The 26,961-nt window shown below is 73.0% G+C and carries 26 protein-coding genes; 10 read left to right on the forward strand and 16 right to left on the reverse strand.

Going from position 1 to position 26,961, the window contains the following annotated elements; translation table 11 throughout:
• The first annotated feature begins 20 nt into the window (after positions 1–20).
• Genes ACU436_RS09435 through ACU436_RS09445 form a run of 3 tightly spaced genes read left to right on the forward strand, consistent with a single transcriptional unit; the run spans position 21 to position 2,278 of the window.
• A complete protein-coding gene (locus ACU436_RS09435) occupies positions 21–788 on the forward strand; it encodes a TrmH family RNA methyltransferase (RefSeq protein ID WP_459023669.1) in 768 nt (255 codons plus the stop codon).
• 9 nt (positions 789–797) lie between these two features.
• Complete coding sequence (locus ACU436_RS09440) at positions 798–2,018, forward strand: alpha-hydroxy acid oxidase (protein ID WP_459023671.1); 1,221 nt, start codon at positions 798–800, stop codon at positions 2,016–2,018.
• A 41-nt stretch (positions 2,019–2,059) separates the two neighbouring features.
• Positions 2,060–2,278, forward strand: a complete 219-nt coding sequence (locus tag ACU436_RS09445; RefSeq protein ID WP_459023673.1) for an antitoxin — start codon at positions 2,060–2,062, stop codon at positions 2,276–2,278.
• Positions 2,279–2,356: 78 nt separating this feature from the next.
• On the opposite strand, the gene ACU436_RS09450 is transcribed toward ACU436_RS09445, so the two are convergent.
• Together ACU436_RS09450 and ACU436_RS09455 are read right to left on the reverse strand one after the other, a co-directional pair.
• A complete protein-coding gene (locus tag ACU436_RS09450) occupies positions 2,357–2,734 on the reverse strand; it encodes an HAD-IA family hydrolase (RefSeq protein WP_459023675.1) in 378 nt (125 codons plus the stop codon).
• Positions 2,735–2,744: 10 nt separating this feature from the next.
• Positions 2,745–3,182 carry a MarR family winged helix-turn-helix transcriptional regulator gene (locus ACU436_RS09455; RefSeq protein ID WP_459023677.1) on the reverse strand — a complete coding sequence of 146 codons (438 nt, stop codon included), beginning with the start codon at positions 3,180–3,182 and terminating at the stop codon, positions 2,745–2,747.
• A gap of 99 nt (positions 3,183–3,281) precedes the next feature.
• Between ACU436_RS09455 and ACU436_RS09460 the strand changes: the two genes are divergently transcribed.
• Positions 3,282–3,755 (forward strand): Rv3235 family protein, encoded by a 474-nt coding sequence (locus tag ACU436_RS09460; protein ID WP_459023679.1) that lies wholly within the window; start codon positions 3,282–3,284, stop codon positions 3,753–3,755.
• 194 nt (positions 3,756–3,949) lie between these two features.
• Here the strand turns inward: ACU436_RS09460 and secA are convergent, their stop codons facing one another.
• From secA to mtrA, 6 genes are all read right to left on the reverse strand, one after another.
• Positions 3,950–6,955 (reverse strand): preprotein translocase subunit SecA, encoded by a 3,006-nt coding sequence (gene secA, locus ACU436_RS09465; protein WP_459023681.1) that lies wholly within the window; start codon positions 6,953–6,955, stop codon positions 3,950–3,952.
• Between the two features lie 179 nt (positions 6,956–7,134).
• Positions 7,135–7,785, reverse strand: coding sequence for a ribosome hibernation-promoting factor, HPF/YfiA family (hpf, locus tag ACU436_RS09470; RefSeq protein ID WP_459023683.1), 651 nt, complete (start codon positions 7,783–7,785; stop codon positions 7,135–7,137).
• 232 nt (positions 7,786–8,017) lie between these two features.
• Positions 8,018–8,689: a ComF family protein gene (locus ACU436_RS09475; protein ID WP_459023685.1), complete on the reverse strand. Its 672-nt coding sequence runs from the start codon at positions 8,687–8,689 to the stop codon at positions 8,018–8,020.
• A gap of 70 nt (positions 8,690–8,759) precedes the next feature.
• Positions 8,760–10,496, reverse strand: a complete 1,737-nt coding sequence (locus ACU436_RS09480; protein ID WP_459023687.1) for an LpqB family beta-propeller domain-containing protein — start codon at positions 10,494–10,496, stop codon at positions 8,760–8,762.
• Entirely contained in the window at positions 10,493–12,193 is a 1,701-nt protein-coding gene (mtrB, locus tag ACU436_RS09485) for an MtrAB system histidine kinase MtrB (RefSeq protein WP_459023689.1), read from the reverse strand. Before mtrB ends, ACU436_RS09480 begins: the two co-directional genes overlap by 4 nt.
• A gap of 22 nt (positions 12,194–12,215) precedes the next feature.
• Positions 12,216–12,893: an MtrAB system response regulator MtrA gene (gene mtrA / locus ACU436_RS09490; protein WP_459023691.1), complete on the reverse strand. Its 678-nt coding sequence runs from the start codon at positions 12,891–12,893 to the stop codon at positions 12,216–12,218.
• A 98-nt stretch (positions 12,894–12,991) separates the two neighbouring features.
• Between mtrA and ACU436_RS09495 the strand changes: the two genes are divergently transcribed.
• Together ACU436_RS09495 and ACU436_RS09500 are read left to right on the forward strand one after the other, a co-directional pair.
• Positions 12,992–13,234, forward strand: coding sequence for a FitA-like ribbon-helix-helix domain-containing protein (locus tag ACU436_RS09495; RefSeq protein ID WP_459023693.1), 243 nt, complete (start codon positions 12,992–12,994; stop codon positions 13,232–13,234).
• Entirely contained in the window at positions 13,231–13,632 is a 402-nt protein-coding gene (locus tag ACU436_RS09500; RefSeq protein ID WP_459023695.1) for a type II toxin-antitoxin system VapC family toxin, read from the forward strand. The genes ACU436_RS09495 and ACU436_RS09500 overlap by 4 nt, the downstream gene beginning before the upstream one ends.
• Here ACU436_RS09500 and ACU436_RS09505 read toward each other — a convergent pair.
• From ACU436_RS09505 to ACU436_RS09520, 4 genes are all read right to left on the reverse strand, one after another.
• The gene (locus ACU436_RS09505; protein ID WP_459023697.1) at positions 13,617–14,258 is read right to left on the reverse strand and encodes a dTMP kinase; all 642 of its coding nucleotides are present in this window, start codon (positions 14,256–14,258) and stop codon (positions 13,617–13,619) included. The genes ACU436_RS09500 and ACU436_RS09505 overlap by 16 nt on opposite strands.
• 89 nt (positions 14,259–14,347) lie before the next feature.
• Complete coding sequence (locus ACU436_RS09510) at positions 14,348–16,411, reverse strand: iron ABC transporter permease (protein ID WP_459023698.1); 2,064 nt, start codon at positions 16,409–16,411, stop codon at positions 14,348–14,350.
• 3 nt (positions 16,412–16,414) lie between these two features.
• Entirely contained in the window at positions 16,415–17,404 is a 990-nt protein-coding gene (locus ACU436_RS09515; protein WP_459023700.1) for an ABC transporter substrate-binding protein, read from the reverse strand.
• Positions 17,401–18,225, reverse strand: coding sequence for an ABC transporter ATP-binding protein (locus ACU436_RS09520; protein ID WP_459023702.1), 825 nt, complete (start codon positions 18,223–18,225; stop codon positions 17,401–17,403). The genes ACU436_RS09515 and ACU436_RS09520 overlap by 4 nt, the downstream gene beginning before the upstream one ends.
• Positions 18,226–18,306: 81 nt before the next feature.
• On the opposite strand from ACU436_RS09520, the gene ACU436_RS09525 reads away from it, so the two are divergent.
• Positions 18,307–19,101 carry an SAM-dependent methyltransferase gene (locus ACU436_RS09525; RefSeq protein ID WP_459023704.1) on the forward strand — a complete coding sequence of 265 codons (795 nt, stop codon included), beginning with the start codon at positions 18,307–18,309 and terminating at the stop codon, positions 19,099–19,101.
• A gap of 695 nt (positions 19,102–19,796) precedes the next feature.
• Here the strand turns inward: ACU436_RS09525 and ACU436_RS09530 are convergent.
• Complete coding sequence (locus tag ACU436_RS09530) at positions 19,797–20,249, reverse strand: NUDIX domain-containing protein (RefSeq protein WP_459023706.1); 453 nt, start codon at positions 20,247–20,249, stop codon at positions 19,797–19,799.
• A 55-nt stretch (positions 20,250–20,304) separates the two neighbouring features.
• Positions 20,305–21,804, reverse strand: a complete 1,500-nt coding sequence (ahcY, locus tag ACU436_RS09535; protein ID WP_459023708.1) for an adenosylhomocysteinase — start codon at positions 21,802–21,804, stop codon at positions 20,305–20,307.
• Between the two features lie 272 nt (positions 21,805–22,076).
• Between ahcY and ACU436_RS09540 the strand changes: the two genes are divergently transcribed.
• From ACU436_RS09540 to ACU436_RS09550, 3 genes are all read left to right on the forward strand, one after another.
• Complete coding sequence (locus ACU436_RS09540) at positions 22,077–22,811, forward strand: (Fe-S)-binding protein (protein ID WP_459023710.1); 735 nt, start codon at positions 22,077–22,079, stop codon at positions 22,809–22,811.
• 60 nt (positions 22,812–22,871) lie between these two features.
• A complete protein-coding gene (locus ACU436_RS09545; RefSeq protein WP_459023712.1) occupies positions 22,872–24,341 on the forward strand; it encodes a LutB/LldF family L-lactate oxidation iron-sulfur protein in 1,470 nt (489 codons plus the stop codon).
• Positions 24,342–24,427: 86 nt separating this feature from the next.
• Positions 24,428–25,039: a LutC/YkgG family protein gene (locus tag ACU436_RS09550; RefSeq protein WP_459023714.1), complete on the forward strand. Its 612-nt coding sequence runs from the start codon at positions 24,428–24,430 to the stop codon at positions 25,037–25,039.
• Between the two features lie 15 nt (positions 25,040–25,054).
• On the opposite strand, the gene ACU436_RS09555 is transcribed toward ACU436_RS09550, so the two are convergent.
• Both ACU436_RS09555 and ACU436_RS09560 read right to left on the reverse strand, forming a co-directional pair.
• Positions 25,055–25,555, reverse strand: coding sequence for a hypothetical protein (locus ACU436_RS09555; RefSeq protein ID WP_459023715.1), 501 nt, complete (start codon positions 25,553–25,555; stop codon positions 25,055–25,057).
• 115 nt (positions 25,556–25,670) lie between these two features.
• Positions 25,671–26,954 (reverse strand): glutamate mutase L, encoded by a 1,284-nt coding sequence (locus tag ACU436_RS09560; protein ID WP_459023716.1) that lies wholly within the window; start codon positions 26,952–26,954, stop codon positions 25,671–25,673.
• Between the last annotated feature and the right edge of the window lie 7 nt (positions 26,955–26,961).

Below are 26,961 nucleotides of genomic sequence, written 5' to 3' on the forward strand. Positions count from 1 at the left end.
CGGCGGCCTACGCTCGGTCCATGGCTGGCGAGCGGTCACCGAAGGACACCTTCATCACGGTGTACGGCCGCAAGCCCGTGCTCGAGGCGCTCGACGACCCCGCGCTGCGGGTGGACAAGGTGGTGCTCGCCGAGGGGTCGCGCGGCGAGCCGGTGCGGGCCATCCTCGATGCCGCGCGCGACCGGGGAGTGCCCGTGCAGCGGGCATCGGCGCACCGGGTGAAGGTGCTCGCCGGCAACGGACGGCACGACCAGGGCGTGCTCGCCGACGTCGTCGCGCCGCGGATGGCGCCCGTCGCCGAGTTCACGGCCGCCCTTCGCCCCGGTGCGCCCGCCGCGGTGCTGGTGCTCGACCGGCTCACCAACCCCGCCAACGTCGGGATGATCCTGCGCAGCGCCACCGCGGCCGGCCTCGACGGAGTGCTGCTCGCGCGGCGCGGGCTGCCCGCGATCGACCCGCTGGTCGTGAAGGCGTCGGCGGGGATCGCGTTCCGGGCGCCCGTGCTGCGGTCGGGCACCGTCGAGGACGGGTGCGCCGCCCTGGCCGACGCGGGGTTCGAGCTGTACGGCCTGGACACCCGCGGCGACTCGCTGCCCGCCGCCACCCTGCCCGGCCGGGTCGCGCTCGTGCTCGGCAACGAGACCGACGGGCTGTCGCAGGCCGTACGTCCCCTGCTCGACGGGCTCCTCGCCATCCCCATGCACGGCGACGTCGAGTCGCTGGGGGTGGCGAGCGCGGGCGCAGTCGCGGCGTTCGAACTCTCTCGAAGGCGGCACCAACCGGCTTAGGGTGGCGGCATGGTCCAACGCCGGTTCCCCCGCCCGTCCGAACTGCGTCCGCTCCTGCGGCCGGCCCCGTTCGTGTGGGACGCCGACGAACGGCGGTTGCGACGCGCGGCGAGCATCGCCGACCTGCGGGCGATCGCGCGCAGGCGCGTCCCCCGCGCGGTGTTCGACTACGTCGACGGCGCCGCCGACGGGGAGCACTCGCTGCGCCGGGCGCGGCAGGCCTTCGCGCGGGTCGAGTTCTCCCCCACGGTCCTGCGCGACGTCTCCGAGGTCGACACCGGCCGGGAGATCCTCGGGCAGCGGGCGACCCTGCCGTTCGCGTTCGGCCCCACCGGCTTCACGCGGATGATGCATCACTCCGGTGAGCCCACCGTCGCGTCCGTGGCCCAGCAGTTCGGCATCCCGTACACGCTCTCCACGATGGGCACCACCACCATCGAGGACGTCGCGGCGGCCGCTCCTCAGGCGCGCAAGTGGTTCCAGCTCTACGTCTGGCGCGACCGCGCGCCCGCCAAGGACCTCGTGCAGCGGGCGGCCGATGCCGGCTACGACACCTTGATGCTCACGGTCGACACCCCGGTCGGCGGGTCGCGGCAGCGCGACGTGCGCAACGGCCTCACGATCCCGCCCGCGCTGACGCTTCGCACGTTCCTGGACGGCGCCCTGCACCCGAACTGGTGGTTCAACCTGCTCACCACCGAGCCGTTGAGGTTCTCCAGCCTCGAATCGCGGTACGGCTCGGTCGAGGGCATGATCAACCGGGTCTTCGACCCCGCGCTCACCATCGACGACGTGGCCTGGCTGCGCGAGGCCTGGCCCGGCAAGCTCGTGATCAAGGGCATCCAGAGCGTCGACGACGCCGTGCGTGTGGTCGACGCCGGAGCCGACGGCGTGCTCCTGTCGAACCACGGCGGCCGCCAGCTCGACCGCGCGCCCGTGCCGCTCGAGCTCGTCGAACCCACCGTGCAGGCCCTCGGCGGCCGGGCCGAGGTGCTCGTCGACACCGGCATCACGAACGGCGCCGACGTCCTCGCGGCCGTTGCGCTCGGCGCCCGCGCAGCCCTGATCGGGCGGGCCTACCTCTACGGGCTGATGGCCGGCGGCCGGCTCGGCGTCGAGAAGGCGGTCACGATCCTCGCCGCCGAGATCGTGCGAACCCTGCAGCTCATCGGGGTCAACAGCGTCGACGAGCTTCACCCGTCCCACGTGCGTCTACGCCCGAACGGGTGAGAGAAGCTGCAGCGTTGCCGCATCAGGTCCATGGTGCAGGGATGGGTTTCATGGACAAGGCCAAGGAAATGCTGGGTCAGCACGACGACAAGGTCGACCAGGGCCTGGACAAAGCCGGTGACGCGGCCAAGGAGCGCTTCGGCGGCCACGACGAGCAGATCGACCAGGGCGTCGACAAGCTGCAGGAGATGACGGGCGAGGGCGACACCACCCGCGCCCCGGAGGGGGAGCAGCCGCCCCCGCCTCCGCCGCCGCAGTGACCAACCTCTGACCCCACCCACACCTCGACAAGGTGGCCTCGCCCCGGCAGCACCGGGGCAGGGCCACTTTGCTCCTGATCAGGCCTCGAGATCGAAGAGCACCGACAGCTCGTCGATCGTGGCCGCCTCGTCCCGGTGGTGCACCACCACGGCGCCCGCCGCGCGGGCGCCCCGAACGTTGCGCTCGTGGTCGTCCACCACGACGCAGCCGGTCACCGGCACGCCGATCCGGTCCGCCACCCGGCGGTACAGATCCGGATCCGGCTTCCGGACGCCCAGCATGGAACCCAGAACCACCAGGTCGAACGCCGCCGCACACGGCTCGGGCACCGTGTCGGCGTCGGTCACCAGCGCGGTCGGCGTCCCGGTGGAGCGCACGCGCCGGACCAGATCGAGCAGCTGCGGCCCGTCGGCGAGCACGCCCGCGTAGTCCATCACCAGCGCTCCCAGGGCCACTGCGCCGAAGCTAGGGCATCCCGTCGTCCACGGCTTGCAGGAGGCCGCTCAGGTACGCGCGGATCAGCGGCTCCTCCGCCATGGCCGGTCCGGGCAGCGCCCCGACGGCTCTCGCGACGCCGGCCGCGGCAGCCGTGTGCCGGTCCCGCCCGCGCCGGGTGATCGCGACACGCACGATCCGGCGATCGGCGCCGTCCCGCACGCGCCTCAGCGCACCGTCCCCTTCGAGCGCGTCCAGGACGGGCGTGAGGGTGGCCGGGGCGAGCCGGAGACGTCCTGCCAGGTCGCGGTGCGACAGCGCCTCGACCTCGATGAGCGCGGCCAGCACGGCCAGCGCCGTGACGCTCAGCCCGTGAGCGGCGGCCGCCTTCCGGGTGAGGCGCTGCAACGCCAGCCCGGCGCGCACGATCAGCCGATCGAGTGGTTCCGTGGCGGATCCGGGAGGCACGGCCGGACGGTACGGCGGCAGTGGTGCGGACACGTACCGTACGGGCACGAAGCAACTCGTTCGGCCCTGCGGTCGGCCCCGACCGCCGAGGATCGAGCCGTGACGATCACGCTGCCCGCACCCGCGCAGCCCCGCCTGCGCCCCGTTCCCTACGAGCCCCTCCCCGGCCAGGCTCCGGCACGAGCCGCCCCGGGCGAACCACCGCCGGAACGACCACCGGGGGAACGACCGCTCGGGGAACGACCGCCGGGTGGCGCACGCGAGTTCTTCGACGCCCACCGGGCCGCCACCCGCATCCTGCGCCTGGCCCTCGAGGTGCTCGACGGCAAGCGCGCCCCGATGCAGCTCACACCGCACTTCGCCGCGCGACCCCTGCGCTACTGGCGGGCGGCCTCCGGGCAGCGCGCCACCCGGGTGCCGGTACGGCACGGCCGCATCCGGCTCTGCATCCCGCGCCCCGGCGTGGCGGAGGTCGCCGTCACGTGCCGCGTGGACGGCACCTACCGCGCGCTCGCCGCCCGCCTGGAGCGTGCCGGCGACCGGTGGCGCTGCACCGCGGTGCGCCTGCTCTGACCTGGTTTCGAAGAGCGGCGTAGCCGCTCGTACTTGCGAGCACGCACCCAGCACCGCCGCGGGTTCTCAGACGTCGTCTCGCGAGGAAAGCCCCGACGTGGTGAACTGGCGTTCATGAGGAGGGGCTCCCGGAGCGAGACGGCGTCTGAGGTTCCGCTACCGGCACCGCAACGCAAGCCTTCTCCGAACGCTCCCTAGGGGCGTGCCGCGGTGGGTGAGCCGTGGCACTGCTTGTACTTGCGCCCCGAGCCACACGGACAGGGGCGGTTGCGCGACGGCTCCGCGTTGCCGGTGACCGTGGACTCGCCACGGCTGCCGTCACGCCCGCCGCTGCCGCCCGCGGTGCGCCTGGCGGTGGTGCCGCCGTCCTCGGCCGGACCGCTGTAGCGCAGCTCGGTGGGCCGGGAGCCGCGGAACGCCGCCGGGAGGACGCTGCCGCTTCCCGTCGGGTCGCCGCCACCGGGTGCCGGCGCCGCGTGCCGCCCCGCCGGGGGCTGAGCGGGCGCCTGCGGCGCTGCGGGTGGCGCCGTTTCCTGCGGAGGAGCGGCACCCGCCTGCTGGACGGCAGCAGGCTCGCTCGCCGCCCCCGGGGCGGGCTGCGCCGGCTGCACGGCCTGCACCGTGGCGTTGAACAGGTAGCCGACCGTCTCCTCCTTGATGCCCTCCGACATCGCGTTGAACATGTCGTAGCCCTCGCGCTGGTACTCGATGAGCGGGTCGCGCTGGGCCATGGCCCGCAGGCCGATGCCGTCCTTGAGGTAATCCATCTCGTACAGGTGCTCGCGCCATTTGCGGTCGATCACCGTGAGCAGGACCTGCCGCTCCAGCTCGCGCATCCCGCCGAGCGGGGCGATGAGCTGGTCGACCTCGGCCTCCCGCCGGTCGTACGCGTTCCTCGAGTCGGCGAGGACCTCCTGGTAGAGGGTCTCCTTGTTGAGGTCGTCGATCCCGTCCTCGTCGCCCTCACCCACGAGGTCCTGCCAGCGGGTGCCGACGGGGTAGATGGTGCGCAGCGCCGTCCAGAGCTTCTCGAAGTCCCAGTCCTCGGCGTAGCCGTCCGCGGTGGCACCGTCGACGTACGCCTTGATGACGTCCTCGATCATGTTCTCGATCTGGGTCTGGATGTTCTCGCCGTCGAGGACGCGGCGCCGCTCCTCGTAGATGACGGTGCGCTGCTTGTTGAGCACCTCGTCGTACTTGAGGACGTTCTTGCGGATCTCGAAGTTCTGCTGCTCGACCTGGGTCTGTGCGCTGCGGATGGCCTTGGTGACCATGCCTGCCTCGATCGGCACGTCGTCCGGCAGGTTGAACCGGTTCATGATCGACTCGACCACCTGGCCGTTGAAGCGGCGCATCAGGTCGTCGCCGAGCGAGAGGTAGAACCGCGACTCGCCCGGGTCGCCCTGGCGGCCGGACCGGCCGCGCAGCTGGTTGTCGATGCGGCGGGACTCGTGGCGCTCGGTGCCGAGCACGTACAGCCCGCCTGCCGCCTTGACCTCCTCGGCCTCCTCGGCGACCTGCTCCGTCATCTTCGTGACGGTGCCCTCCCAGGCGGCCTCGTACTCCTCGCGGGTGTCGACGGGGTCGAGCCCGCGGCGGCGCAGCTCCAGGTCGGCCAGGAACTCGGGGTTGCCGCCGAGCATGATGTCGGTGCCGCGGCCCGCCATGTTGGTGGCCACCGTGACCGCGCCCGCGTGACCGGCCTGGGCGACGATCGTGGCCTCGCCCTCGTGGTGCTTCGCGTTCAGGACGTTGTGCGGCACCTGGAGCCGCCGCAGCAGCCCCGACAGGTACTCCGACTTCTCCACGCTCGTGGTGCCGACCAGCACCGGCTGGCCCACGTTGTACTTGTCGGCGATGTCGGCCGCGACGGCGTCGAACTTCGCCTCTTCCGTCTTGTAGATCAGGTCCGGCTGGTCCTCGCGGATCATCGGCCGGTTGGTGGGGATCGACACCACGCCCAGCTTGTAGATCTGGTGCAGCTCGGCCGCCTCCGTCTGGGCGGTGCCGGTCATGCCCGAGAGCTTGGTGTAGAGCCGGAAGTAGTTCTGCAGCGTGATCGTGGCGAGCGTCTGGTTCTCGTTCTGGACCTGGACCTGCTCCTTGGCCTCGATGGCCTGGTGCATGCCCTCGTTGTAGCGCCGGCCCGCCAGCACACGGCCGGTGAACTCGTCGACGATCAGGACCTGGCCGTCGCGGACGATGTAGTCCCGGTCCTTCTTGAACAGCTCCTTGGCCTTGAGCGCGTTGTTCAGGTAGCCGACGAGCGGGGTGTTGGCCGCCTCGTAGAGGTTGTCGATGCCGAGCTGGTCCTCGACGTGCTTCACGCCCTTGTCGGAGACCCCGATCGTGCGCTTCTTCAGGTCGTACTCGTAGTCGTACCCCTGGATCTCCGCGCTGCGGCGCGACAGCTCCTGCGGCGTGAGGCTGGTGACGTCGTAGCCACGCATCACCCCGCGCGCGGTGCCGCGGCCGTTGGCCATGTCGGCGAAGGCCTGGTACCAGCGCGAGCTCGCCTCCGCGGGACCGGAGATGATCAGCGGGGTGCGCGCCTCGTCGATCAGGATGGAGTCGGCCTCGTCGACGATGGCGAAGTTGTGCCCGCGCTGCACCATGTCGGCCTTCTTCCAGGCCATGTTGTCGCGCAGGTAGTCGAAGCCGAACTCGTTGTTGGTGCCGTAGGTGATGTCGGCGCCGTACTGCTCCCGGCGCACCACGGGCGGCATCTCCGAGAGGATCACACCGACGGTGAGCCCGAGGAAGCGGTGGATGCGCCCCATCTTCTCGGAGTCGCGCTTGGCCAGGTAGTCGTTGGTGGTGACGACGTGGACGCCGTCGCCGGAGAGCGCGTTGAGGTACACGGGGAACACCGAGGTGAGGGTCTTGCCCTCACCGGTCTTCATCTCGGCGACGTTGCCCAGGTGCAGCGCCCCGCCACCCATCAGCTGAACGGGGTACGCCCGCTGGCCCAGCGTTCGCACCGCCGCCTCGCGCACCACGGCGAACGCCTCGAACATCATCTCGTCGAGCGACTCGCCGTCGCGGTAGCGTTCGCGGAACTCGTCGGTCTTCGCCCGCAGCTCGGCGTCGGTGAGCGCCTGCGTCTCCGGCTCGAGTTCCTCGATCACCTTGGCGTACTTCGCGAGCCGCTTCACCAGCTTGGTCTCGCCGGCGCGGAGCAGACGGTTCAACAGCGGCACGGATCGACCTCATTCGCCTTCGCGGAGCAGTTCGCGTTGCAGGCAGCCCCGCCGGAGCACGCGCTGCCCCGACCAGGGTAGCGAAGCGGCGGGCCGCCACCGGTAACAACGCCCGAGGGGCGGCCCGCGTTCCGATCGAACGCGGACCGCCCCTCGGAGCAGGCCGGAGATCGCTACGGCTAGTGCTCCAGGCGGATCATCCCGTAGTCGTAGCCCTTGCGGCGGTAGACGACGCACGGGTAGCCGCTGTCGGCGTCCGAGAACAGGTAGAAGTCGTGTCCCACGAGCTCCATCCGGGAGAGCGCGTCGTCGACGCTCATCGGCTTGGCCGTGTGCACCTTGTGCCGGACGATGCGACCCGGGAGCACGTCCGGCAGGTCTTCGTCGTGGGCGCGCGGGCCGGGGATGTCGAGCGTGTCGTCGGCCCTGAGGTCGGCGTCGTCGACCCGGTCGTCCTCGGTGACGGCCACGTCGTCGAGTACCGCGGTGCCCGCGCCACGGCCCGCCACCACACGGGTGCGCTTCCCGGTGACCCGGCGCCGGTCGTGCGAGCGGCGCAGCTGCGCCTCCAGCTTGGCGACCGCGGCGTCCAGTGCGGCGTAGAAGTCCTGCGCGCAGGCCTCTGCTCTCGCGGCGGGCCCACACCCCTTGCCGGTGATCTCGACACGCTGGCAGTTCTTGAGCTGGCGGCGGTTGCGCTCGTGGAAGAGCTCGACCTCCATTTCCACGATCTTGTAGTCGTACCGCTCAAGTCGACCGATCTTCTCGGTCACATGGACCCGGAAATGGTCTGGGACCTCGACGTTTCGGCCGGTGACAACGATCTCCACGCAGACTTCCCTCGCTCTCAGCATCGCTTGGGCGTCGGGTTGACGTTTGCAGGGTCGCCGGAGAGTGCCCACCCCCGGCGCTCGATCGGTGATCCTCCTGATGGGTGCCTCGGTGGGATCCGAGCACCGTAACGCGCATCACGGTTCGGCAACAGCCCTCTGAGCCGACTGGCCCCGGCCTGGGTGGAACCGGCGCTCGAGAGGTTCCGCGCACCGGCCCGCGGCGGTACGATTAGCCGAATCCAAGATCAACTGACCGTTCCGGGGCGGTGGCGTCGCAGAGCACGATCGCCGCCCCCACGTCCACGCCGGCCCCGGCGAGCGCGTCGCGACAGGTCCGGAGCGTGGCGCCCGTCGTCACCACGTCGTCGACGAGCAGCACCGCCCCGGGACCGGGCAGCGCTGCGGGCCGCACGCGCACCCGGCCCGCCAGGTTGGCGGCGCGCTGCTCCGCGTCGAGGCCCACCGAGTCCCGCGCCCGGCGGGCCAGCTGCAGCGGCCGCGCGGCCCGCACACCGGGACGCAGGCCGGCCACCGCGCGGCACAGGCGCGCGACGTGGTCGCCGCCGCGCTCCCGCGCCGCCGCCGGGCGCGACGGGGCGGGCACGAGCCACACCGGCACCGGGCCGGCCGCCTCGTCGAGCGCCGCGGCGAGCAGCGCCCCGAGCGGGCCGGCGAGGTCGCGCCGGCCACGCTCCTTGTACCGCAGCAGCGCCGACCGCAGCGGCCCCCGGTACCGCCCGACCGCGAGGACCGCGGGGCCGCCGGGCAGGTGCGGCCGCCTCGGCGGCCCGAGCCCGGCCCGGCACCGCGGGCACCACGGGGACTCGGGCCCGCCACATCCCGCGCAGTCGCCGGGCAGCACGAGATCGACCAGCGCTGCGCCCAGCCCTCGCACGTCCACGGGACCAGCATCCCGTTCCCCTCGGTCACCCGGCGGCGCGCGAACCGGGGTTGTCCACAACCCCCGGCGCTCAGCCCGGGTACAGGGGGACGGCGTCGGGGGCGCCGGAGAGCACCTGGCGCCATGCGGCCTGCTCGCCGCCGCCGAAGCTCCAGACCCCGGTCTGGTCGGTGACCCACAGGGGTCGGTTGGCGGCGGCCGCGACCGCGGTCAGCGGGGCGGTGAGGTTGTTGCTCACGATCTGCGCGACGACGAGGCCGTCGACGGCGACCTGCCCGACCAGCATCTCGGGGTTACGGGTGATCGCGACGATCGACTCGGTCGAGCGCCAGTCGGCGGCCACGACCGCGCCCAGGTCCTCCGAGCGCAGCCGGCGGACGTTGCGGATCGCCACCTCGCCGTCGATGGTGCGGGCGACGGCACCGGTGTACAAGCCGCCCCCGACGACCGCCAGGACGCGCATGCCGTCCCGCGACAGCCGCAGGTCGGCGATCGGCCCGAGGCCGGCGAGCTCGTCGGCGTTGACCCGCCCGGATCGGGGCGGCGCCGTGTCGTCGACGAGCACGCGGGCGACGACCCTGGAGTCCAGGACGGTCCACACCTCACCGCCGGTGGGCGTCCAGGACGGCCTCGTCATGGTTCCCGCGGTGAGCGGAACCGCCTCGACGGCACCCGCCTCCTCCCGGCCGACGAGCAACGTCCGCTGCGCGCCGACCGTCGCGACGGCCGCGAGCCGCTTCCCGTCCACCGTGGAGGCCGCCGACTGCACGTCGAAGGCGCCGTTGCCCAGCTGACCGGGCAGCGGCGCGCTCGGTTCCGGGCCACTGAGCTGGCGCACGCGCCCGCCCGCCACGACGAGCCCCGGCACGTCGGCACCCGGCTCGATCTCGGCCGACAGCGCGGCGACGTCCTCCCGGGTGAGGTCCTGCCGGTCCGGCAGGAGCGGCTCGCCGTCGGCCAGCAGCCGGACCCGCCCGACGTTCACCTCGGACAGCGACAGCACCACCTGCGCGGCCAGCAGCATCCGGGAGGACTGGTCGAGGTCGCCGAGGCGGGTCAGGTCGACGACCACGGCGCCGTCGTCGCTCGTCGTCACGTTCGAACGCAGCTGCGCGCCCGGCGGCAGGAGGGAGACGGCCGCGCCGGTCAGCGCGCCGGACGGCCCGGCGAGCAACAGCTCCATCACCCGCGCGGCCTGGGCCCGCGACGGCACGCTGGGCACGTGCCGCACGTCGGCGACGGCGAGCCGGCGCACCGGGTCGACGAACCAGGTGCGCACCGGCTTGTAGTTGTCCCGGAAGACCGAGAGCGGCACGACGACCCCGGGCGGGAGGTCGGAGATCCGCCACTGACCGTCCCGGCGGACGACGGTGACGTCCTGCTGGAACAGCGTCTGACCGGGCTCGAACGAGCCCGACGAGGTGAGGTGGCCGATCGCCGTGCCGCGGATCCGGATCGTCGTGGTGTCGGAGCTCGGGCCGGCCGCGCCCGGGGCCGGGACGGTGTCGAACTGGCCGTCGAGCACGGTGAGGCCCGCGGAGTCGTCCCAGCCCTCGGCGTCGGCGGAGAGGAACCGGCGGGCCGCGCCGTGCCGCTCGGTGCTGCTGCCGGACGCGAAAACGAAGTCGCGCACGAGGTCGAGCGGGTTGCTGCCGGCGACCGGGCCGGGGGGCACGAGCGCGTCCTCGCCGCCGCCGACCTGGCGCAGCACCTGCACGGGCGAGCTCTCGGGCACGCTCGCGCACCCGGCCAGCGTGGCGAGTGCGACCAGGAGTGCCGGCACGACCGCGGCGCGGCTACGCCTCACGGCTCCTCCTGCTCGAACCCGTCGGGTCGCGCGGGCACGGTGGTCGTGCGCGGACGCGGCGGGGTGGGCACCGACGCGGGCTCGTCCGGGGCCGGCGGCTCCTCGGGCCCCAGCGGCAACGGACTCGACTCGACGACGTCGCCGACGGTGCGCGGCAACGTCAGCCGGAACGCGGCACCCTTCCCGATCTCGCCCCATGCCTGCAACCACCCGCCGTGCAGGCGGGCGTCCTCGATGGCGATCGAGAGCCCCAGCCCACTGCCACCGCTGCGCCGGGCCCGCGACTCCTCGGCGCGCCAGAACCGGTTGAACACCAGGCCGGCCTCGCCGGGCCGCAGGCCGCCGCCCTGGTCACGCACCAGCACGGCCACGGTCCGCGCGTCGCCGCCGAGGACGATGCGGACGGGTTTGCCCTCGCTGTGGTCGATCGCGTTGGCGACGAGGTTGCGGACGATGCGCTCGACGCGACGCGGGTCGACCTCGGCCGGCACGCCGACCGGTAGGTGCAGCTCCAGCGGGGTGCCGGTCTCGTCGGCGATGCCGCGGACCGCCTCGACGGCCCTCGTGACGACCCCGTGCATGTCCACGCGCTCGGCCCCCAGCTCCGCGACGCCCGCGTCCAGCCGGCTGATCTCGAGCAGGTCGGCGAGCAGCGCCTCGAACCGGTCCAGCTCCGCGACGAGCAACTCGGAGCTGCGGCGCAGCGCCGGGAGCAGCTCCTCGCGCGACGCGTAGAGAACGTCCGCGGCCATGCGCACGGTCGTCAGCGGCGTGCGCAGCTCGTGGCTGACGTCGGAGGTGAACCGCCGCTGCAGCGCACCGAACTCCTCCAGCTGCCGGATCTGGCTCTGGATGCTCGTGGCCATCTCGTTGTAGGACTCCCCCAGGCGCGCCACCTCGTCCTCGCCCTGCACCGGCATCCGCTCGTCGAGGTGGCCGTCGGCGAACCGTTCCGCGATCTCGGCGGCCTGGCGCACCGGCCGCACCACCTGTCTCGTGACGATGCCGGCGATCCCCGCGAGCAGGAGCAGGAGCACCAGCCCACCCACGATCAGCGTGCTCTGCACCGTGCCGAGCGTCCGTTGCTCAGCGGTGAGCGGGAACAGCAGGTAGAACTCCAGGTCGCCGACGGCGGTGCGCACCGGCTGCCCGACGATGAGCGTCGGGACCTCGACACCCTGTTCGGTGAGCGTGGTCTGGTACTGGCTCGACAGCGTTCCCGCGGCCACCGCCTCGCGCAGCGTCGCCGGGACGTCGTCGACCGGTCCGGCGGCGACCTGCGCCCCCGCGTCCCGGACGCTCGTGCTGAGCACCGCCCGGAACTCGCCGGCCGTGGCGGGCTGGTCCTCCGCGGAGCTCGCGTTCGTCAACCGGTCGAGGGCGTTGTTGAGCTCGCCCTGCGCGCCCTCCCGGTCCGGGTCGACGCCGGCGAGGTCACGTTCCAGGAGCACGGCGCCGGTCTCCGTGCGCAGCCGCGCGTCGGCCTCCTTGGCCTGCAACAGCCGCTGCGCGATCTGCGTCTGCAGCACGAGGCCGAGCACCAGCACCACGGCCGTCGACAGCGCCAGGGTGCTGATCACGACCCGCAGCTGCAACGAGCGGCGCCACGCCACGCTCCACGCGTCGGTCAGCTCCGCGATCAGCTGCCGGGTGGGGACCAGGGCACGCCGAACCCGCTCGGCGAGCGGCGCGGTCATGCCGGGTGGCGGGCCCGGGCGGTCACGGCGGTCCCGCCTTGTATCCCACGCCGCGGACGGTAAGCACGACCTCCGGGTGCTCCGGATCGCGCTCGACCTTCGACCGCAGCCGCTGCACGTGGACGTTCACCAGCCGCGTGTCGGCCGCGTGCCGGTAACCCCACACCTGCTCCAGCAGGACCTCGCGGGTGAACACCTGCCGCGGCTTGCGGGCCAGCGCCACCAGCAGGTCGAACTCCAGCGGGGTGAGCGCGATCTGCTCGCCGTCCCTGATCACCTGGTGGGCGGGCACGTCGATCGTGACGTCGCCGATCGCGAGCTGCTCGGCGGGCTCCGCCTCGGTGCGCCGGACCCTGGCCCGGATGCGCGCCACCAGCTCCTTCGGCTTGAACGGCTTCACCACGTAGTCGTCCGCGCCCGACTCCAGGCCGAGGACGATGTCGACGGTGTCGGTCTTGGCGGTCAGCATCACGATCGGCACGCCCGACTCGGACCGGATCGCCCGGCACACGTCGATACCGTTCATGCCGGGGAGCATCAGGTCGAGCAGCACGACGTCGGGCCGCAGCTCCCGGACGGCAGGGAGGGCCCGCGTGCCATCGGCGACCACGGCGGTGTCGAAACCCTCGCCCCGCAACACGATCGTCAGCATCTCGGCAAGCGCCGGGTCGTCGTCGACCACCAGAACGCGCGACTTCATGAGCGCAGCATCCCACCCCGGCGCCGCGGGCCCGCCTCGGACCCGCGGGTTCGCGCAATGTGCACCCACCCTGCATGCACTCTCGCTAGCCTGGACCGGTGCCCAAGAACGTGCAGATCCGCAATCTGGACGACGCGACGTACGCCAAGCTGCGCTCCCGCGCCGCGGCCGACGGCATGTCACTCAGCCAGTACCTGCGGCGGGAGCTGGAACACCTGGCGAGCCTTGCGACGATGGCCGAGGTCCTGGAGCGCGCGGACCGATGGCGCGCTGAAGGAGGCGCCATACCCGGTCACGTGCTCGCCGCCGCCCACGAAGCCGACCGAGCCGAACGCCGGTGATCGGTTTCGTCATCGACGCGTCAGCAATCCTCGAGCTCATCACGGGCCCCGCGCCGCATCCAGAACTACGGCGGACCGCGATGACCGCCCGCGGAGCGGCTCCCGAGCTGATCGATCTCGAAGCCGCGAGCATGATCCGGCGCGCCGTGCTCTCCGGGCAGGTGCCGGCGGAGGTGGGGCGCGCGCGGCTGCAGGCGGTGAGCGACACCCCCATCACGCGGACCGCGCATCGTCCGCTGCTGCCCCGGGTCTGGGAGCTGCGCCATGCGATCACCGCGTACGACGCCTCCTACGTCGCTCTCGCCGAGCAGTTCGACGTCCCGCTCCTCACGTGTGATGCCAGGCTGGGCGGGGCGAACGGGCATCGAGCCGAGATGGTCGTCTATCCGAGGAGCTGAGCGGCGAGCGCGTCGGCGTCGATCGAGGCGCTGCCATCCAGCACCGTCCACGGCGACAGCCAGGACGCCGCCGCGAGCTGCGCATATGCCGCGGCGGTGCGTTCCTGCAGCCCGGCATCCGACTCGTATGCGTCCCGTTCCCGGCCCTCCTCGGTGCGCTCCCGGTGCGCGGCCCGCTGTGCCGCAACCGACCGGGGCACGGCGAGCAGCAGCTGGTGGTCCGGCACCGGCACGCCGAACCGCTCCACCTCCAGCTCCCGCGACCATCGGGCGAACTCGCCGTCGGCGGGCTCGTGCAGCCGGGCCGCGTTGTAGGCGACGTTCGAGGCGATGTACCGGTCGACGAGCACCACGTCGTGCGACTCGCGAGCGGCTCGCAGCTCCGGGGCGGCCGCGCGGCGGTCCAGGGCGAACAGCAGCGCCATCCCGTGGACGGACGCCGCGAGGTCGCCGTGGCGCCCGTACAGGGCCTCGCGGGCCAGCTCGGCGTGCACGTCGGCGTCGTAGCGGGGGAACGCGAAGCGCGCGACGCTCGCCCCCTTGGCGGCGAGCCCCGCGCACAGCGCGTCGGACAGGGTGCGCTTGCCGGCCCCGTCCAGCCCTTCCACGACGATCAGCCGCCCCATGCTCGCATGATGGCAGTCCCGCGGCACACACCGTCACCGGACCGCACATATCGCCGGGAACGTGTGCGGTCTCCACCCGGTATGTGCGGTCAGCTCAGCCGGGACCGCCACAGGAGCCAGGCGAAGTACGGGGTGCCGATCAGGGCCGTCAGCGTGCCGGCCGGGAGTTGGGCTGGGGCGATCACCGTGCGGCCTACGACATCGGCCAGGCACACCAACAGGCCCCCGAGCAACGCCGCGACCGGGAGGACCCGGACGTGCCGGGCCCCGACCAGCGCCCGCGCGGCGTGCGGGGCGACGAGCCCCACGAAGGCGAGCAGCCCGATCGCCGAGACCGCGGTGGCGGTGAGCACGGCGGCGGTGGTGAGCAGCGCGAGCCGGGCGTTCCCGAGCGGGATGCCGAGGACCCGGGGGGTGTCGTCGTCGAGGGCGAGGAGGTCGAGTTCGTCGCGGACGCGCACGAACCCGGTCGCGGCGAGCAGCAGCACGACGGCGACGGGGATCACCTGCGAGAACGTCCGCCCGTACGTCGAGCCGGCGAGCCAGGTGAGGGCCTTGGCGCCGTTCCACGGGTCGGTGAACACGATCAGGAGCGTGATCAGGGCCATCGAGCCGTAGGAGACCCCGATCCCGACCAGTACGAGCCGGTCGGTGGCCAGCCCGCCGCGGGCGGCGAGGCCGAACACCAGCGCGGACGCCAGCAGCGCGCCGAGCGCGGCGCTGCCGGTGAGCGTCCAGACGCCGACGGTGGGCACGATCGTGATCACCGCGACCGCGGCGACCCCCGCCCCGCCGCTCACCCCGAGGAGCGCGGGCTCGGCGAGCGGGTTGCGGCACACCGACTGCACGACCGCGCCCGCGACCGCCAGCGCGGCGCCGGCGAGGAGCGCGGCCAGGACCCGCGGCACCCGCGCGTCCAGCACGAACATCGTGACGGGCCCGGCGCGGCCGGCGAACCAGGTCAGCACGTCGCCCATGAGCAGGAACGCGTCGCCGAGGAGGAGGCTCCCCGCCGCGGTCGCGACGGTCAGCGCCGCCGTCACGGCCGCGACCACGAGGAACGTGCGATGGTCGCGCAGCCGGCCCGAACGGGCCGCCGGCGCCTGCCGCACCGGCCCGGAGTCGCGGAACCGGCGGGCCACCGCCACCAGCACGACCGCCCCGAACACCGTGGTCACCACGCCGGTCGGCACCTCGATCCCGCCCTGGCCGCCCAGCGCGAGCCGGACCAGCACGTCGGCCGCGAGCACCACACCGACCCCGGCCAGTGCGGACATCGGCACGAGCACCCGGTGCCGGTAGAGCCCCGGCACGAGCGGGGCGACGAGCCGGACGGCGGCCGGGGCGCAGAGACCGACGAACCCGATCGGGCCCGCGACCGTCACGGCGGCCGCCGACAGCAGCACGGCGAGTACGGCCGCCACGACGCGCGTGCGGCGCACCGGCACACCCAGCACCACGGCGGTGTCGTCACCGAGGCCCAGCACGTCCAACCGGCTGCCGAGCACGACGAGCCCCGCGATCCCGAGCAGGACGACCGGGGCCATCCGGGCGACCGAACCCATGCCGATCTGCGCGAGCTGCCCGCTGCCCCACGCGTACAACCCCGTGGTCTCCTCGGTTGACAGCAGGATGAGCAGGTTGACCAGCGCGAACAGGGCGAGCGACACCGCCGACCCGGCCAGCACCAGCCGGGTCGGCCCGGCGCCCCCGCCGGACAGGGCGAACACAAGCGCCGCCGCACCGAGGCCGCCGGCGAGGGCGAGCAGCGCCGACACCTCGACCGGCACCACCACGCCGAACGCCGCGCACGCGACGATCACGAGGTGCGCGCCGGCGTTCACCGCGAGCGTGTCCGGCGCGGCGAGGGCGTTGCGGGTGATCGATTGCAGTGCGGCACCGGCGGCACCGAGCGCCGCCCCGACGACGACGCCTGCGAGCAGCCGCGGCGCCCGCGAGGCCACCAGGACCGCGGCCGTCCCGTCCGTGCCGTCGCCGGTGAGCAGCGCCAGCAGGTCCGCGACGCCGACGCTCGACGTGCCCTGGGTGAGGTGCACCGCCGAGAGCACGAGGACGACCGCGACGCCGACCGCGACGACCACGGCCACGGTGACCCGGGACGCCACCTGCGGCGCGACAAGGGCTTCCTGCACCTTTCAGCCGGCCAGCGCGGCCGTGATCGCGTCGATGTACTGGCGCATCGACGCCGGGCCACCGAACATCCAGATGCCGTCGGGCAACCGCGTGACGTTCCCGGCCTGCACGAACGGGAGCGACTGCCAGACGGCGTTGCCGGAGAGCCCGTCGACGAACGGGTCGGGGCCGTCCACCTGGTTGGTCCAGTAGACGAACTCGACGTCGCCCAACGTGGTGAGCCCCTCGACGTCGGTGCTGGCCAGGCCGTAGTCCTCGTCGCCGCCCATCGGCCACGCGTTCACCAGGCCCAGCTCCCGCGACACCGTCTCGACCAGCGAGCCCTCGGTGAACGGGCGGATCGACAGCCGCCCGCCGTCGAGGTAGCCGTCCGCGAAGGCGATCCGGCGCCCGGCCAGCCCGGCGGCGGCGATCCGCCGAGCGCTCTCGGCCAGCGCCGCGTCGAAGTCGGCGAGCAGCCGATCCGCCTCCGCCCGCTTCCCGGTGGTCTCGGCGACGAGCTCCACGTTGCGGCGCATCTGCCCGATCGCGTCGGACGCGTCCGCCGGCCGCACGACCACGACCGGGGCGATCGCCTCGATCTGCGCGATCGCGCCCTCGTTCACCTCGGGTGTCGTGAACACGACGTCCGGCCGCAGCGCCGCGATCGCCTCGACGCTCGGCTCACCGCGGACACCGACATCGGTGACGTCCTCGGAGAGCGGAGCGGCCTGCACCCACGCGGCGTAGCCGTCGACGTCGGCGACCCCGACGGGCATCACGCCGAGCGAGACGAGGTGTTCCACCAGGTTCCACTCGAGCCCGACCACGCGGGTGGCCGGGCCGTCGAAGGCGACCTGCTGGCCGCGAGCGTCGGTGACCTCGATCCGCGGCCCGCTCCCGGAAGCCGCGGGTTCCGGCTCGCCGGCCGGGGCCTCGGTGGTGCCGCACGCGGCGAGCGCCAGTGCGGCGACGGCCGCGCCAAGGGCGACGACGATCCGCCGTCCTCTCATGCCGACTCCTTCTTGTCCCGTCTGGTGGTGTGCCGGCCGACCGGCCGGACGCGCAGGAGACCCGAGACCGGGTCGCGGTCGACCGCCACCCGGATCCCGTAGGCCTCGGTGATCAGCTCGGGCGTGAGGACGGCAGCGGGCGGGCCCACCGCGCGCACGCGCCCGTCGACGAGCAGCAGCACCTCGTCGGCGACGGCGGCGGCCTGGTTCAGGTCGTGCAGCACCACGCCGACCGCGATGCCGGACTCGTCGGCCAGGTCGCGCAGCAGGTCGAGGATCTCCACCTGGTAGCGCAGGTCGAGGTGGTTGGTGGGCTCGTCGAGCAGGAGCACGCCGGTGTCCTGGGCGAGGCAGCACGCCAGCCAGACCCGCTGCAGCTGCCCGCCGGACAGCTCGTCGACCGGCCGGTCCGCCAGGTCCGCCACACGCGTGAGCGCCATCGCGCGCTCGACCGCGGCCGGCCCGTCGGGATCGTCGCCGCGGAAGCGCCCGCGGTACGGGTACCGGCCGAAGCCGACGACGTCGTGCACCGACAACCCCGCCGGTACCGGGCGGCTCTGGGTGAGCAGCGTGACGCGGCGCGCGAACTCGCGCCGGGTGAGCGCGAGGGCGTCGGCGGGCGGGTCGCCGTCGAGGAGGATCTCGCCACGATCGGGGCGGTGCAGGCGCGCGAGCGCCCGGAGCAGGGTGGACTTGCCGCTGCCGTTGGGCCCCACGAGCGCCGTGACCTGCCCTGGGCGGACGCGGGCCGCGGCCCCGTGCACGACCTGGATGCCGTGGTAGCCGAGATCGAGGTCGACGCCGCTCAGCGTGGTGGGCACGGCTTAGGATAGCCAGACCTTATTCCGACACAAGGGGTGATCACTGAGATCGACGCAACGCCTCGACTATCGTCCGTTTCTGTGACCGACCAACCACGTCCCGAGATCCGCTTCGACGTCCCGCACGGGGCCCGGATCTGGAACTACTGGCTCGGCGGCAAGGACAACTACCAGGCCGACCGCGAGGTCGGCGACGCGGCGAAGGCCGCGTGGCCGGACATCGCCGACGCCGCCAAGAAGTCACGCCAGTTCCTGATCCGCGCAGTCCGGTTCCTCGCGGCCGAGGCCGGGATCCGCCAGTTCTTGGACATCGGCACCGGCCTGCCGACGATGCAGAACACCCACGAAGTGGCCCAGTCGGTGGCGCCCGACGCCCGGATCGTCTACGTCGACAACGACCCCCTCGTGCTGGCCCACGCGCGGTCGTTGCTGGTGAACACCACCGCCGAGGGCGTCACCAGGTACGTCGACGCCGACTACCGCGACAGCGACCGCATCATCTCCCACGCCCGCGACGTGCTGGATTTCGACCGACCGATCGGCGTCATGTTCATGGGCGTACTCGGGTACGTCCCCGAGCCGGACGAGGCAAACACGATCATCACGCGGATCGTGGACGCCGTCCCGCCGGGCAGCTACCTGGCGCTGTGGGACGGCACCGACACCAGCGAGCGGGCCCGAGCCGGTGCGAAAGCGCAGGCCGAGGCCGGCTCCCCCTACCACCAGCGCAGCGTGGCGCAGATCGAGCGATGGTTCGACGGGCTGGAACTGGTCGAGCCCGGCGTCGTGTCGATCACAGGATGGCGACCGGACGACGTGGAGGTCGGCCAGATCGAGCCGATCGACGCGTACGGCGGGGTTGCGCGCAAGCCCTAGGCACTCCGTTCCGACGCCAGCATTCGCGGGCTAGATGATCGATTCCTTGAAGGTGGTGTGTCGATCGGCCAGGAGCGCGCCCGGCACACGCGGCCTCACCGCCTGCAACCACTGAACACAAGACGCTCTCGTGGGCGCGCCGTTCCCGGCCGGTGGCGGACTGCATCGCCCGCCTCGCCCGGGCCTCCCGTGCGTTTCCCCCGGTTCGGCCGCCCCTTCGCGCGAGCAGCGTGGTCGGGTGGGCGCAGCTACCGGACCCCGTGGTCACCGTGACAGCCGTCCCCGACACGCTGGCACGCCCGTCTTCGACGACACCGACCCCTGCTGGGTGCCACTCATCCCGCGGTGGTGCCGTTGCACCCCGCCCAGCGTGGGTATCGGATACTCACCTTGTGATCGACTCGCCTTGCGGGGGCCATGATCAGCAGGGTGTGGCGGGGCGTTGTGGGGGTCATGGGGACGGGACCACAGCAGGTTGCGTCCCACCCGACCGCAGCACCGGCCGACGACACCCTCATGATCGCCAGAAGTGGTGTCAGGGCGTCAGAAATGTCGCCCTGACACCAGTACTGGCGATCAACGCCTGAGGAGACAGAGCAGCCAGACTGTTGCTCCCGGACCGGCGCGACGACGGGCCCGTCACGGCAACCTCACCGCCTACGACCACTGAACACCAACTTCACGGAATCAATCGTCTAGGCGATCGCGCGCACCGTCTCCCAGGTCGCCGCGAAGCCGGGGTGCAGCGGCAGGTCACCCAGGCTGTCGGCCCGTACCCAGCGCACCTCCAGGGTCTCGCCGGTCAAGCCGGTGGGCAGCACACCGTCGCGAGCCCGGCCCACGACGGTGGTGTAGGACCAGCCACCGTGGTCGTCGACGTAGGTGCCCGTGACCTGGTAGGCGTCGGCGCCCAGGCCCGCCTCCTCGGCGGCCTCGCGCCGGGCGGCCTGCTCCGCGGTCTCCGCGCGGTTGCGGGCGCCGCCGAGCAGCCCCCACGTGCCGCCGTGGTGGCTCCACAGCGCGCGGTGTTGCAGCAGCACGCACTCGCGGTGCCACAGCAGGAGCCCGGCCGCGCCGAATATCCCCCAGTGCTTGTGGCCGAGCGCGCAGTGCGTCCAACCGTCGCCGTCGCCGCGGGGGAGCACCACGCGTTCACACTATGTCGGAGGACTCCCCCGGGGCGAGGGTCGGCAGCCGGCCCGCTCAGTACCGGTAGTGCTCCGGCTTGAAGGGGCCCTCGACGTCCACGCCGATGTACTCGGCCTGGTCCTTCGTGAGCTTGGTCAGCTCACCGGCCAGCGCCTGCACGTGGATCTTGGCGACCTTCTCGTCCAGCACCTTGGGCAGCCGGTAGACGTCCTTGTTGTACTCCTCGAACCTGGTGAACAGCTCGACCTGAGCGATCACCTGGTTCGAGAAGCTGTTGGACATCACGAACGACGGGTGCCCCGTGGCGTTGCCCAGGTTCAGCAGCCGCCCCTCGGACAGCACGATGATCGAATGCCCGTCCGGGAAGACCCACTCGTCGACCTGCGGCTTGATGTTCAACTTCCGGATCCCCGGGAAACGGCCCAGCCCGGCGATGTCGATCTCGTTGTCGAAGTGACCGACGTTGCCGATGATCGCCTGGTGCTTCGTGCGCGACATCAGCTCCGCGGACACGATGTCCTTGTTGCCGGTGGTCGTGATGATGATGTCGGCCTGGCCGATCACATCCTCCAGCCGCGCCACCTGGTAGCCCTCCAGCAGCGCCTGCAACGCGCAGATCGGGTCCACCTCGGTCACGATCACCCGGGCACCCTGCCCGGCCAGCGCCTCCGCCGAGCCCTTCCCCACGTCGCCGTACCCGCACACGACCGCGACCTTGCCGCCGATCAGCACATCGGTGGCGCGGTTGATGCCGTCCACCAGCGAGTGGCGGATGCCGTACTTGTTGTCGAACTTGCTCTTGGTGACCGAGTCGTTCACGTTGATCGCCGGGAACAGCAACAGACCCTGCTCGGCCAGCTGGTAGAGCCGGTGCACACCCGTGGTGGTCTCCTCGGTGACACCGCGGATGTCCGAAGCCACCGTGGTCCAGTGCTTCGCGTCCTCGGCCAGCGACCGGCGCAGCGTGTCCAGGATGATCCGGTACTCGTCCGAGACCGTCAGGTCCTCGTCCTCGACCGTCGGCACGACACCGGTCTTCTCGAACTCCACACCCTTGTGCACCAGCAGCGTGGCGTCACCACCGTCGTCGAGGATCATGTTCGGGCCCACGACGTTGCCCGCCTCGTCGGTGAACTTGAACAGCTGCTCGGTGCACCACCAGTACTCCTCGAGCGTCTCGCCCTTCCAGGCGAAGACCGGGACGCCGGCAGGCGCCTCCGCGGTGCCGTTCGGGCCGACCACGATCGCCGCGGCGGAGTGGTCCTGGGTGGAGAAGATGTTGCAGGACACCCAGCGCACATCGGCCCCGAGGCTCACCAGGGTCTCGATCAACACCGCGGTCTGCACCGTCATGTGCAACGAACCCGCGACCCGGGCGCCGTGCAACGGACGCGCCTCCGCGTACTCGCGACGCAACGCCATCAGGCCGGGCATCTCGTGCTCCGCGAGCCGGATCTCCTTGCGGCCGAACTCCGCCAGGCCCAGATCGGCCACGGCGAAGTCGATGCCGTTGCGCTTCTGCAGCCTGCTGCTGATGTCGGCAGTGGCGGTCATGGGGTACTAACGCCTCCTCGTACGGCTGGGTGCGGCCGGCCACGCTACTCGTGCCCCGGCACGCTGGGACTTCGAGGACGGCGGAACGGAATGCACGGGCCCGCCCTCCTCGCGTGAGTGCAGGCGCCCTTGTTCCGTGTGCAATGGCCAGGTGGTCGAGCGTGGCGGGCTCCGGCCCGTCGCAGCGCCTCTCGACCCCGACTTCGCGATTGCCCTTCAAGCATCCGAGCTCCCGCAGGGGCTGTCAACTTCGCAGGTCATAGGGTGGCGGGGTGAGGATTGCGCTGTTCCTGACGTGCCTGGGAGACGCGGTGCATCCCGAGGTCGGCCGGGCCACCGTCACGCTGCTGGAGCGGCTGGGACACGAGGTCGTGTTCCCGGCCGACCAGACGTGCTGCGGCCAGATGCACGTCAACACGGGGTACCAGCGCGAGGCGGTGCCGCTCGTCCGCCACCACGTCGAGACCTTCGAGCCCTACGACGTGATCGTCGCCCCGTCCGGGTCGTGCGTGGGCTGCGTGCGCCACCAGCACGCGATGGTCGCCCGCGGCGCCCACGACGAGCGGCTCGCCGAGCGCGCCGGCGCCGTGGCCGCGCGCACGTACGAGCTGTCCGAGCTGCTCGTGGACGTGCTGGGGGTCGAGGACGTCGGCGCCTACTACCCGCACCGCGTCACCTACCACCCCACCTGCCACTCGCTGCGGATGCTGCGCGTGGGCGACAAGCCGTTGCGGCTGCTGCGCCACGTACGCGGCATGACGTTGCTGGAGCTGCCCGAGGCCGACCAGTGCTGCGGCTTCGGCGGCACGTTCGCGCTGAAGAACGCCGACACGTCCACCGCGATGCTGGCCGACAAGATGCGCAACGTCCTTTCCACCGGCGCCGAGGTCACCACGGCCGGCGACGCCTCGTGTCTCATGCACATCGGCGGCGGCCTGTCGCGGCTGCGCAGCGGCACCCGCACGGTCCACCTGGCCGAGATCCTGGCGAGTGAACAGCCTTCGTGAGTGGATACGAGTGCTGGAGCACTCGTATCCACTCACGACCGAGCGCAGCGAGGCGGCACGATGAGCACTTTCCTTGGAGTTCCCGCGCCGCGCGGTGTGGGGCACCTGCGCGGCGAGCGCTCCTTCCCCGACGCCGCCCGCGGCGCCCTGGCCGACTCCCAGCTGCGGCGCAACCTCGGCCACGCCACCCGCACGATCCGCGACAAGCGCGCGAACGTCGTGGGCGAGCTGGACGACTGGGAGCAGCTGCGGCTGGCCGGCTCGGCGCTGAAGGCCGCCACGATGGCGCGGCTGGACGAGCACCTGGAGCGGCTCGAACGCGAGGTCACCGCGCGCGGCGGCGCGGTGCACTGGGCCCGCGACGCGAACGAGGCGAACGCGATCGTCACCCGGCTCGTGCGGGAGACCGGCGAGTCCGAGGTCGTCAAGGTCAAGTCGATGGCGACGCAGGAGATCGGGCTGAACGAGGCGTTGGAGGCCGCGGGCGTCACCGCGCACGAGACCGACCTCGCCGAGCTCATCGTGCAGCTGGGCGGCGACCTGCCCAGCCACATCCTCGTGCCGGCCATCCACCGCAACCGCGCGGAGATCCGCGAGATCTTCCTGCGCGAGATGCCGGGCGTCGACCCGGACCTCACGGCCGAGCCGCGCCGGCTCGCCATGGCCGCGCGGGCCCACCTGCGGGAGCGGTTCCTGCGCGCGAAGGTCGCGATCTCGGGGGCCAACTTCGCCGTGGCCGACACCGGCACGCTGCTCGTCGTCGAGTCCGAGGGCAACGGGCGGATGTGCCTCACGCTGCCGGAGACGCTGATCACGGTGATGGGGATCGAGAAGGTCGTGCCGACCTGGCAGGACCTGGAGGTCTTCCTGCAGCTGCTGCCGCGCTCGTCCACCGGCGAGCGGATGAACCCGTACACGTCGGCGTGGACCGGGGCGACGCCCGGCGACGGCCCGCAGGCGTTCCACCTCGTGCTGCTCGACAACGGGCGCACCGCGGCGCTCGGCGACGAGCTGGGCCGCAGCGCCCTGCACTGCATCAAGTGCTCGGCGTGCCTCAACGTCTGCCCGGTCTACGAGCGCACCGGCGGGCACGCCTACGGCTCCGTGTACCCGGGCCCCATCGGCGCGGTGCTCTCGCCGCAGCTCACCGGCGTGGAGGACAACGCATCGCTCCCGTACGCCTCCAGCCTCTGCGGGGCGTGCTTCGACGCGTGCCCGGTGCGGATCGACATCCCGTCGCTGCTGGTGAAGCTGCGCGCCCGGCACGTCGACGAGCGGCGGGCGCGCACCGTGCCGAGCGCGGAGGCGATCGCGATGGCGGCGGCGGCGTGGGTGATGTCCTCGCCGGGCCGGTTCGCGGCCGCGGAGAAGGGGTCGCGGGCCGGGCGGCTGCTGGGCCGCGGCGCCGGCCGGATCCGCGCGCTACCGCCCCCGCTGTCGGCGTGGACGGCCAGCCGGGACGCCCCGCGCCCACCGGCCGAGACGTTCCGCGAGTGGTGGGCCCGCGAGCGCGGGGGTGCGTCATCATGAGCGAGCCTGCGAGCGAATCATCGGCACAGCGGCCGCGGGCAGCGCGGCCCGAGCGCCAGCGAGGGCTTGCGTCTGCCCGGGAGGAGGTGCTCGGCCGCATCCGGGCTGCCAACGCCGCCACCGGGCACCCGGCGCCGCCGGACGTGCCGCGCGACTACCACCGCCGCGGTACGCACGCGGCCGGCGCACCCGAGCTGCTCGCGCTCTTCCGCGACCGGCTCGTCGACTACAAGGCCACGGTGCTCGACGCGCCCGCGGACGGGGTGGTGGAGGCGGTGCGGATCGCGCTGGCCGACGTCACCGGGCCCGTGGTCGTGCCACCGGGTCTGCCGGACGGCTGGTGGCCCGGCGACGTCGCGGCCACCCGCCGCACCGACGACGGGCTGTCCCCCGCCGACCTCGACACCGCCGCCGCCGTGCTCACCGGCTGCGCCGCGGCCTGCGCCGTCACGGGCACGATCGCCCTCGACGGATCCCCGGACCAGGGCCGGCGCGCGATCACCCTGGTGCCCGACGTGCACGTCTGCGTGGTGCGCGCCGAGCAGGTGGTGGAGACGGTGCCCGAGCTGGTCGCCGCGCTGGAGCCGACCCGCCCGATCACCTTCGTCAGCGGCCCCTCGGCCACCAGCGACATCGAGCTGGAGCGCGTCGAGGGCGTCCACGGCCCGCGCACGCTGATCGTCGTGCTCGCCGGCTGACGGCGCGGGGAGCCGTCAGGGTTTCGGGGCCGCGGCCTTGTCACCGTCCGGGGTGACGGCGAACCACTTGCCGTCCGCGCCGTGCCCGTCGGTGGCCCCCGGCGCCTCACCGGCGTGGCGGTAGACGGGCCAGCCGCCGACGGTCAGCTGCGCCTGCCCGTCCGGGCGCTGGACGGTGCCGACGTCCTCCTCGTCGAGGCCGTCGATCCGGATCGGGTCGCTCGCCGGTACGGGCTCCCAGGTCTCGGCGCACGGACCGGCGCAGGTCGCGGCCGGCGGCTGCGCGCTGTCGCCGTCGAACCGGTAGAGGGTGAAGCCCAGCCCGTCGATGACCACGGTGCCGAGCTTGGCCGTGCTGTTCGCGCTCACGATCGTTCCCGGCGGTCGCTCGAGCTCGGTGACGGGCGCCGCCTGGCCCGGCGTGGCGGGCACCGGGACCTCGCCGACGCTGCAGGCGGACAGTGCGATCGCGGCGACGGCGGCAACGGCAGCAGCCAGCGCAGTGGTGCGGAACATGCGGGAACCTCCGATTCGGAACCGGCCTTCGCCTCGACACACGGGCCGTGGCCCGGGCGGTTCGGAGTCCTCGGTGACGGGGCCTGCGCCGTCGGTGAGCGGTGCCGCGGCGCGGTCAGCCGAGCAGGTGGTCGCGCAGCAGCGACTCCGCCGCATCGCCGCGCCCGCGGGCGACGAGCAGCCCGGCGGGCACCACCGCGAAGTCGGAGTCGACCACGACCGGCGCGTCGGCGAGCACCGGGGCGAGGACGGGGTCGGTGCGCAGGGTGGCCACCACCGCCGGCAGTCCACCGGCGAGGTTCCGCTGGCGGAACACCCCGCCCGCCAGCACGACCAGCCCCACGTCGCGCCCGGCGTCGGCGTGCACGCGCAGGTGCCGGCGGACGGCGATCACGGCCGCCAGCGCGGCGATGCGCCGGTCCTCGGCGGCGCTTCCCCGGTCGCGGGGGACGTACCCGGTCTCGGTGGCCATCCGGGCAACGGTGGGACCGAGCAGGTCGGCCTCCACCGGGTCGACGATCCCCTCGGTCTGGCTCTCCACCAGCACGCCACCGGCTGCCGCGCGCACGCCGAGGTCGCCCTCGACGGTGCGGACCGGCTCGGACCGGTCGGCGGAGTGGACGTCGGTGGTCGCACAGCCCACGTCGACCACGAGTGCCCGGGCGTCGCAGATCGCGGCGAGGCGGGTGGCCGCGTGCCCCACCGCCTCCGGCGTGACCACCCGCACGAGCCTGCGGAACCGGGGGGCGACGGCCGGGCCGCGCCCGCCGATCGCGTGCCGCCGGTAGAGATCGGCGAGGGCGGCACGCGCCGCGCCCGGCACCACCTCGCCCAGGCGGGGAAGCACGTTGTCGCACGCCACCACGCTGCGGCCGGTGGCGCGCAGCAGGGCGAGCGCGTCCTCGCGGGCCGCCGAGTTGCCGGCGAGGACGATCGGATGGCGGATCCTGGCCCTGGCCAGCCGGCCGGCGTTGTGCAGCAGCCCGGCCGGGTCGTCGCCGTCCGCGCCGCCCACGAGCAGCACCACGCCGGGCCGGGCGCTGCGCAGCAGCCGCACGTCCGACGGCTCCAACGGACCGGCGTGCACGTGGACGACGTGCGCTCCGGCGGAAACGGCCACCCGGTGCCCCGCCTCGGTCGCCGACAGCCGCTCGGCGCCCACCACGGCGAGGCGCAGCCCACCCCCCGCGGACGAGCAGGCCAGCAGCTCCGGCTCGGCGCCCCCGCCGGCGGCCGACACCGCGCGCACGGCGGCGTCCATGCCGGCGAGAACGTCACCGGTGGTGGTCGGATGCTCGGCGAAACCCGCCAGCGACCCGTCGGCGTGCACCAGAACCGCCTTGGTCCACGTCGACCCCACGTCGAGGCAGACCGATGCGGCCTGGTCGGTGGGCGTCACGGCGCAC

This window comes from Pseudonocardia wallangbongensis, from assembly GCF_054486945.1.

Excerpts from the sequence above, each read along its gene's own strand:
- mtrA (WP_459023691.1), bottom strand. The coding sequence starts at position 12,893 with ATGAAGTCGCGCGTTCTGGTGGTCGACGACGACCCGGCGCTTGCCGAG.
- ACU436_RS09435 (WP_459023669.1), top strand. The coding sequence starts at position 21 with ATGGCTGGCGAGCGGTCACCGAAGGACACCTTCATCACGGTGTACGGC.
- ACU436_RS09515 (WP_459023700.1), bottom strand. The coding sequence starts at position 17,404 with ATGAGAGGACGGCGGATCGTCGTCGCCCTTGGCGCGGCCGTCGCCGCA.
- ahcY (WP_459023708.1), bottom strand. The coding sequence starts at position 21,804 with ATGACCGCCACTGCCGACATCAGCAGCAGGCTGCAGAAGCGCAACGGC.
- ACU436_RS09505 (WP_459023697.1), bottom strand. The coding sequence starts at position 14,258 with ATGGGGCGGCTGATCGTCGTGGAAGGGCTGGACGGGGCCGGCAAGCGC.
- ACU436_RS09440 (WP_459023671.1), top strand. The coding sequence starts at position 798 with ATGGTCCAACGCCGGTTCCCCCGCCCGTCCGAACTGCGTCCGCTCCTG.
- ACU436_RS09445 (WP_459023673.1), top strand. The coding sequence starts at position 2,060 with ATGGGTTTCATGGACAAGGCCAAGGAAATGCTGGGTCAGCACGACGAC.
- ACU436_RS09545 (WP_459023712.1), top strand. The coding sequence starts at position 22,872 with ATGAGCACTTTCCTTGGAGTTCCCGCGCCGCGCGGTGTGGGGCACCTG.
- mtrB (WP_459023689.1), bottom strand. The coding sequence starts at position 12,193 with ATGACCGCGCCGCTCGCCGAGCGGGTTCGGCGTGCCCTGGTCCCCACC.
- ACU436_RS09555 (WP_459023715.1), bottom strand. The coding sequence starts at position 25,555 with ATGTTCCGCACCACTGCGCTGGCTGCTGCCGTTGCCGCCGTCGCCGCG.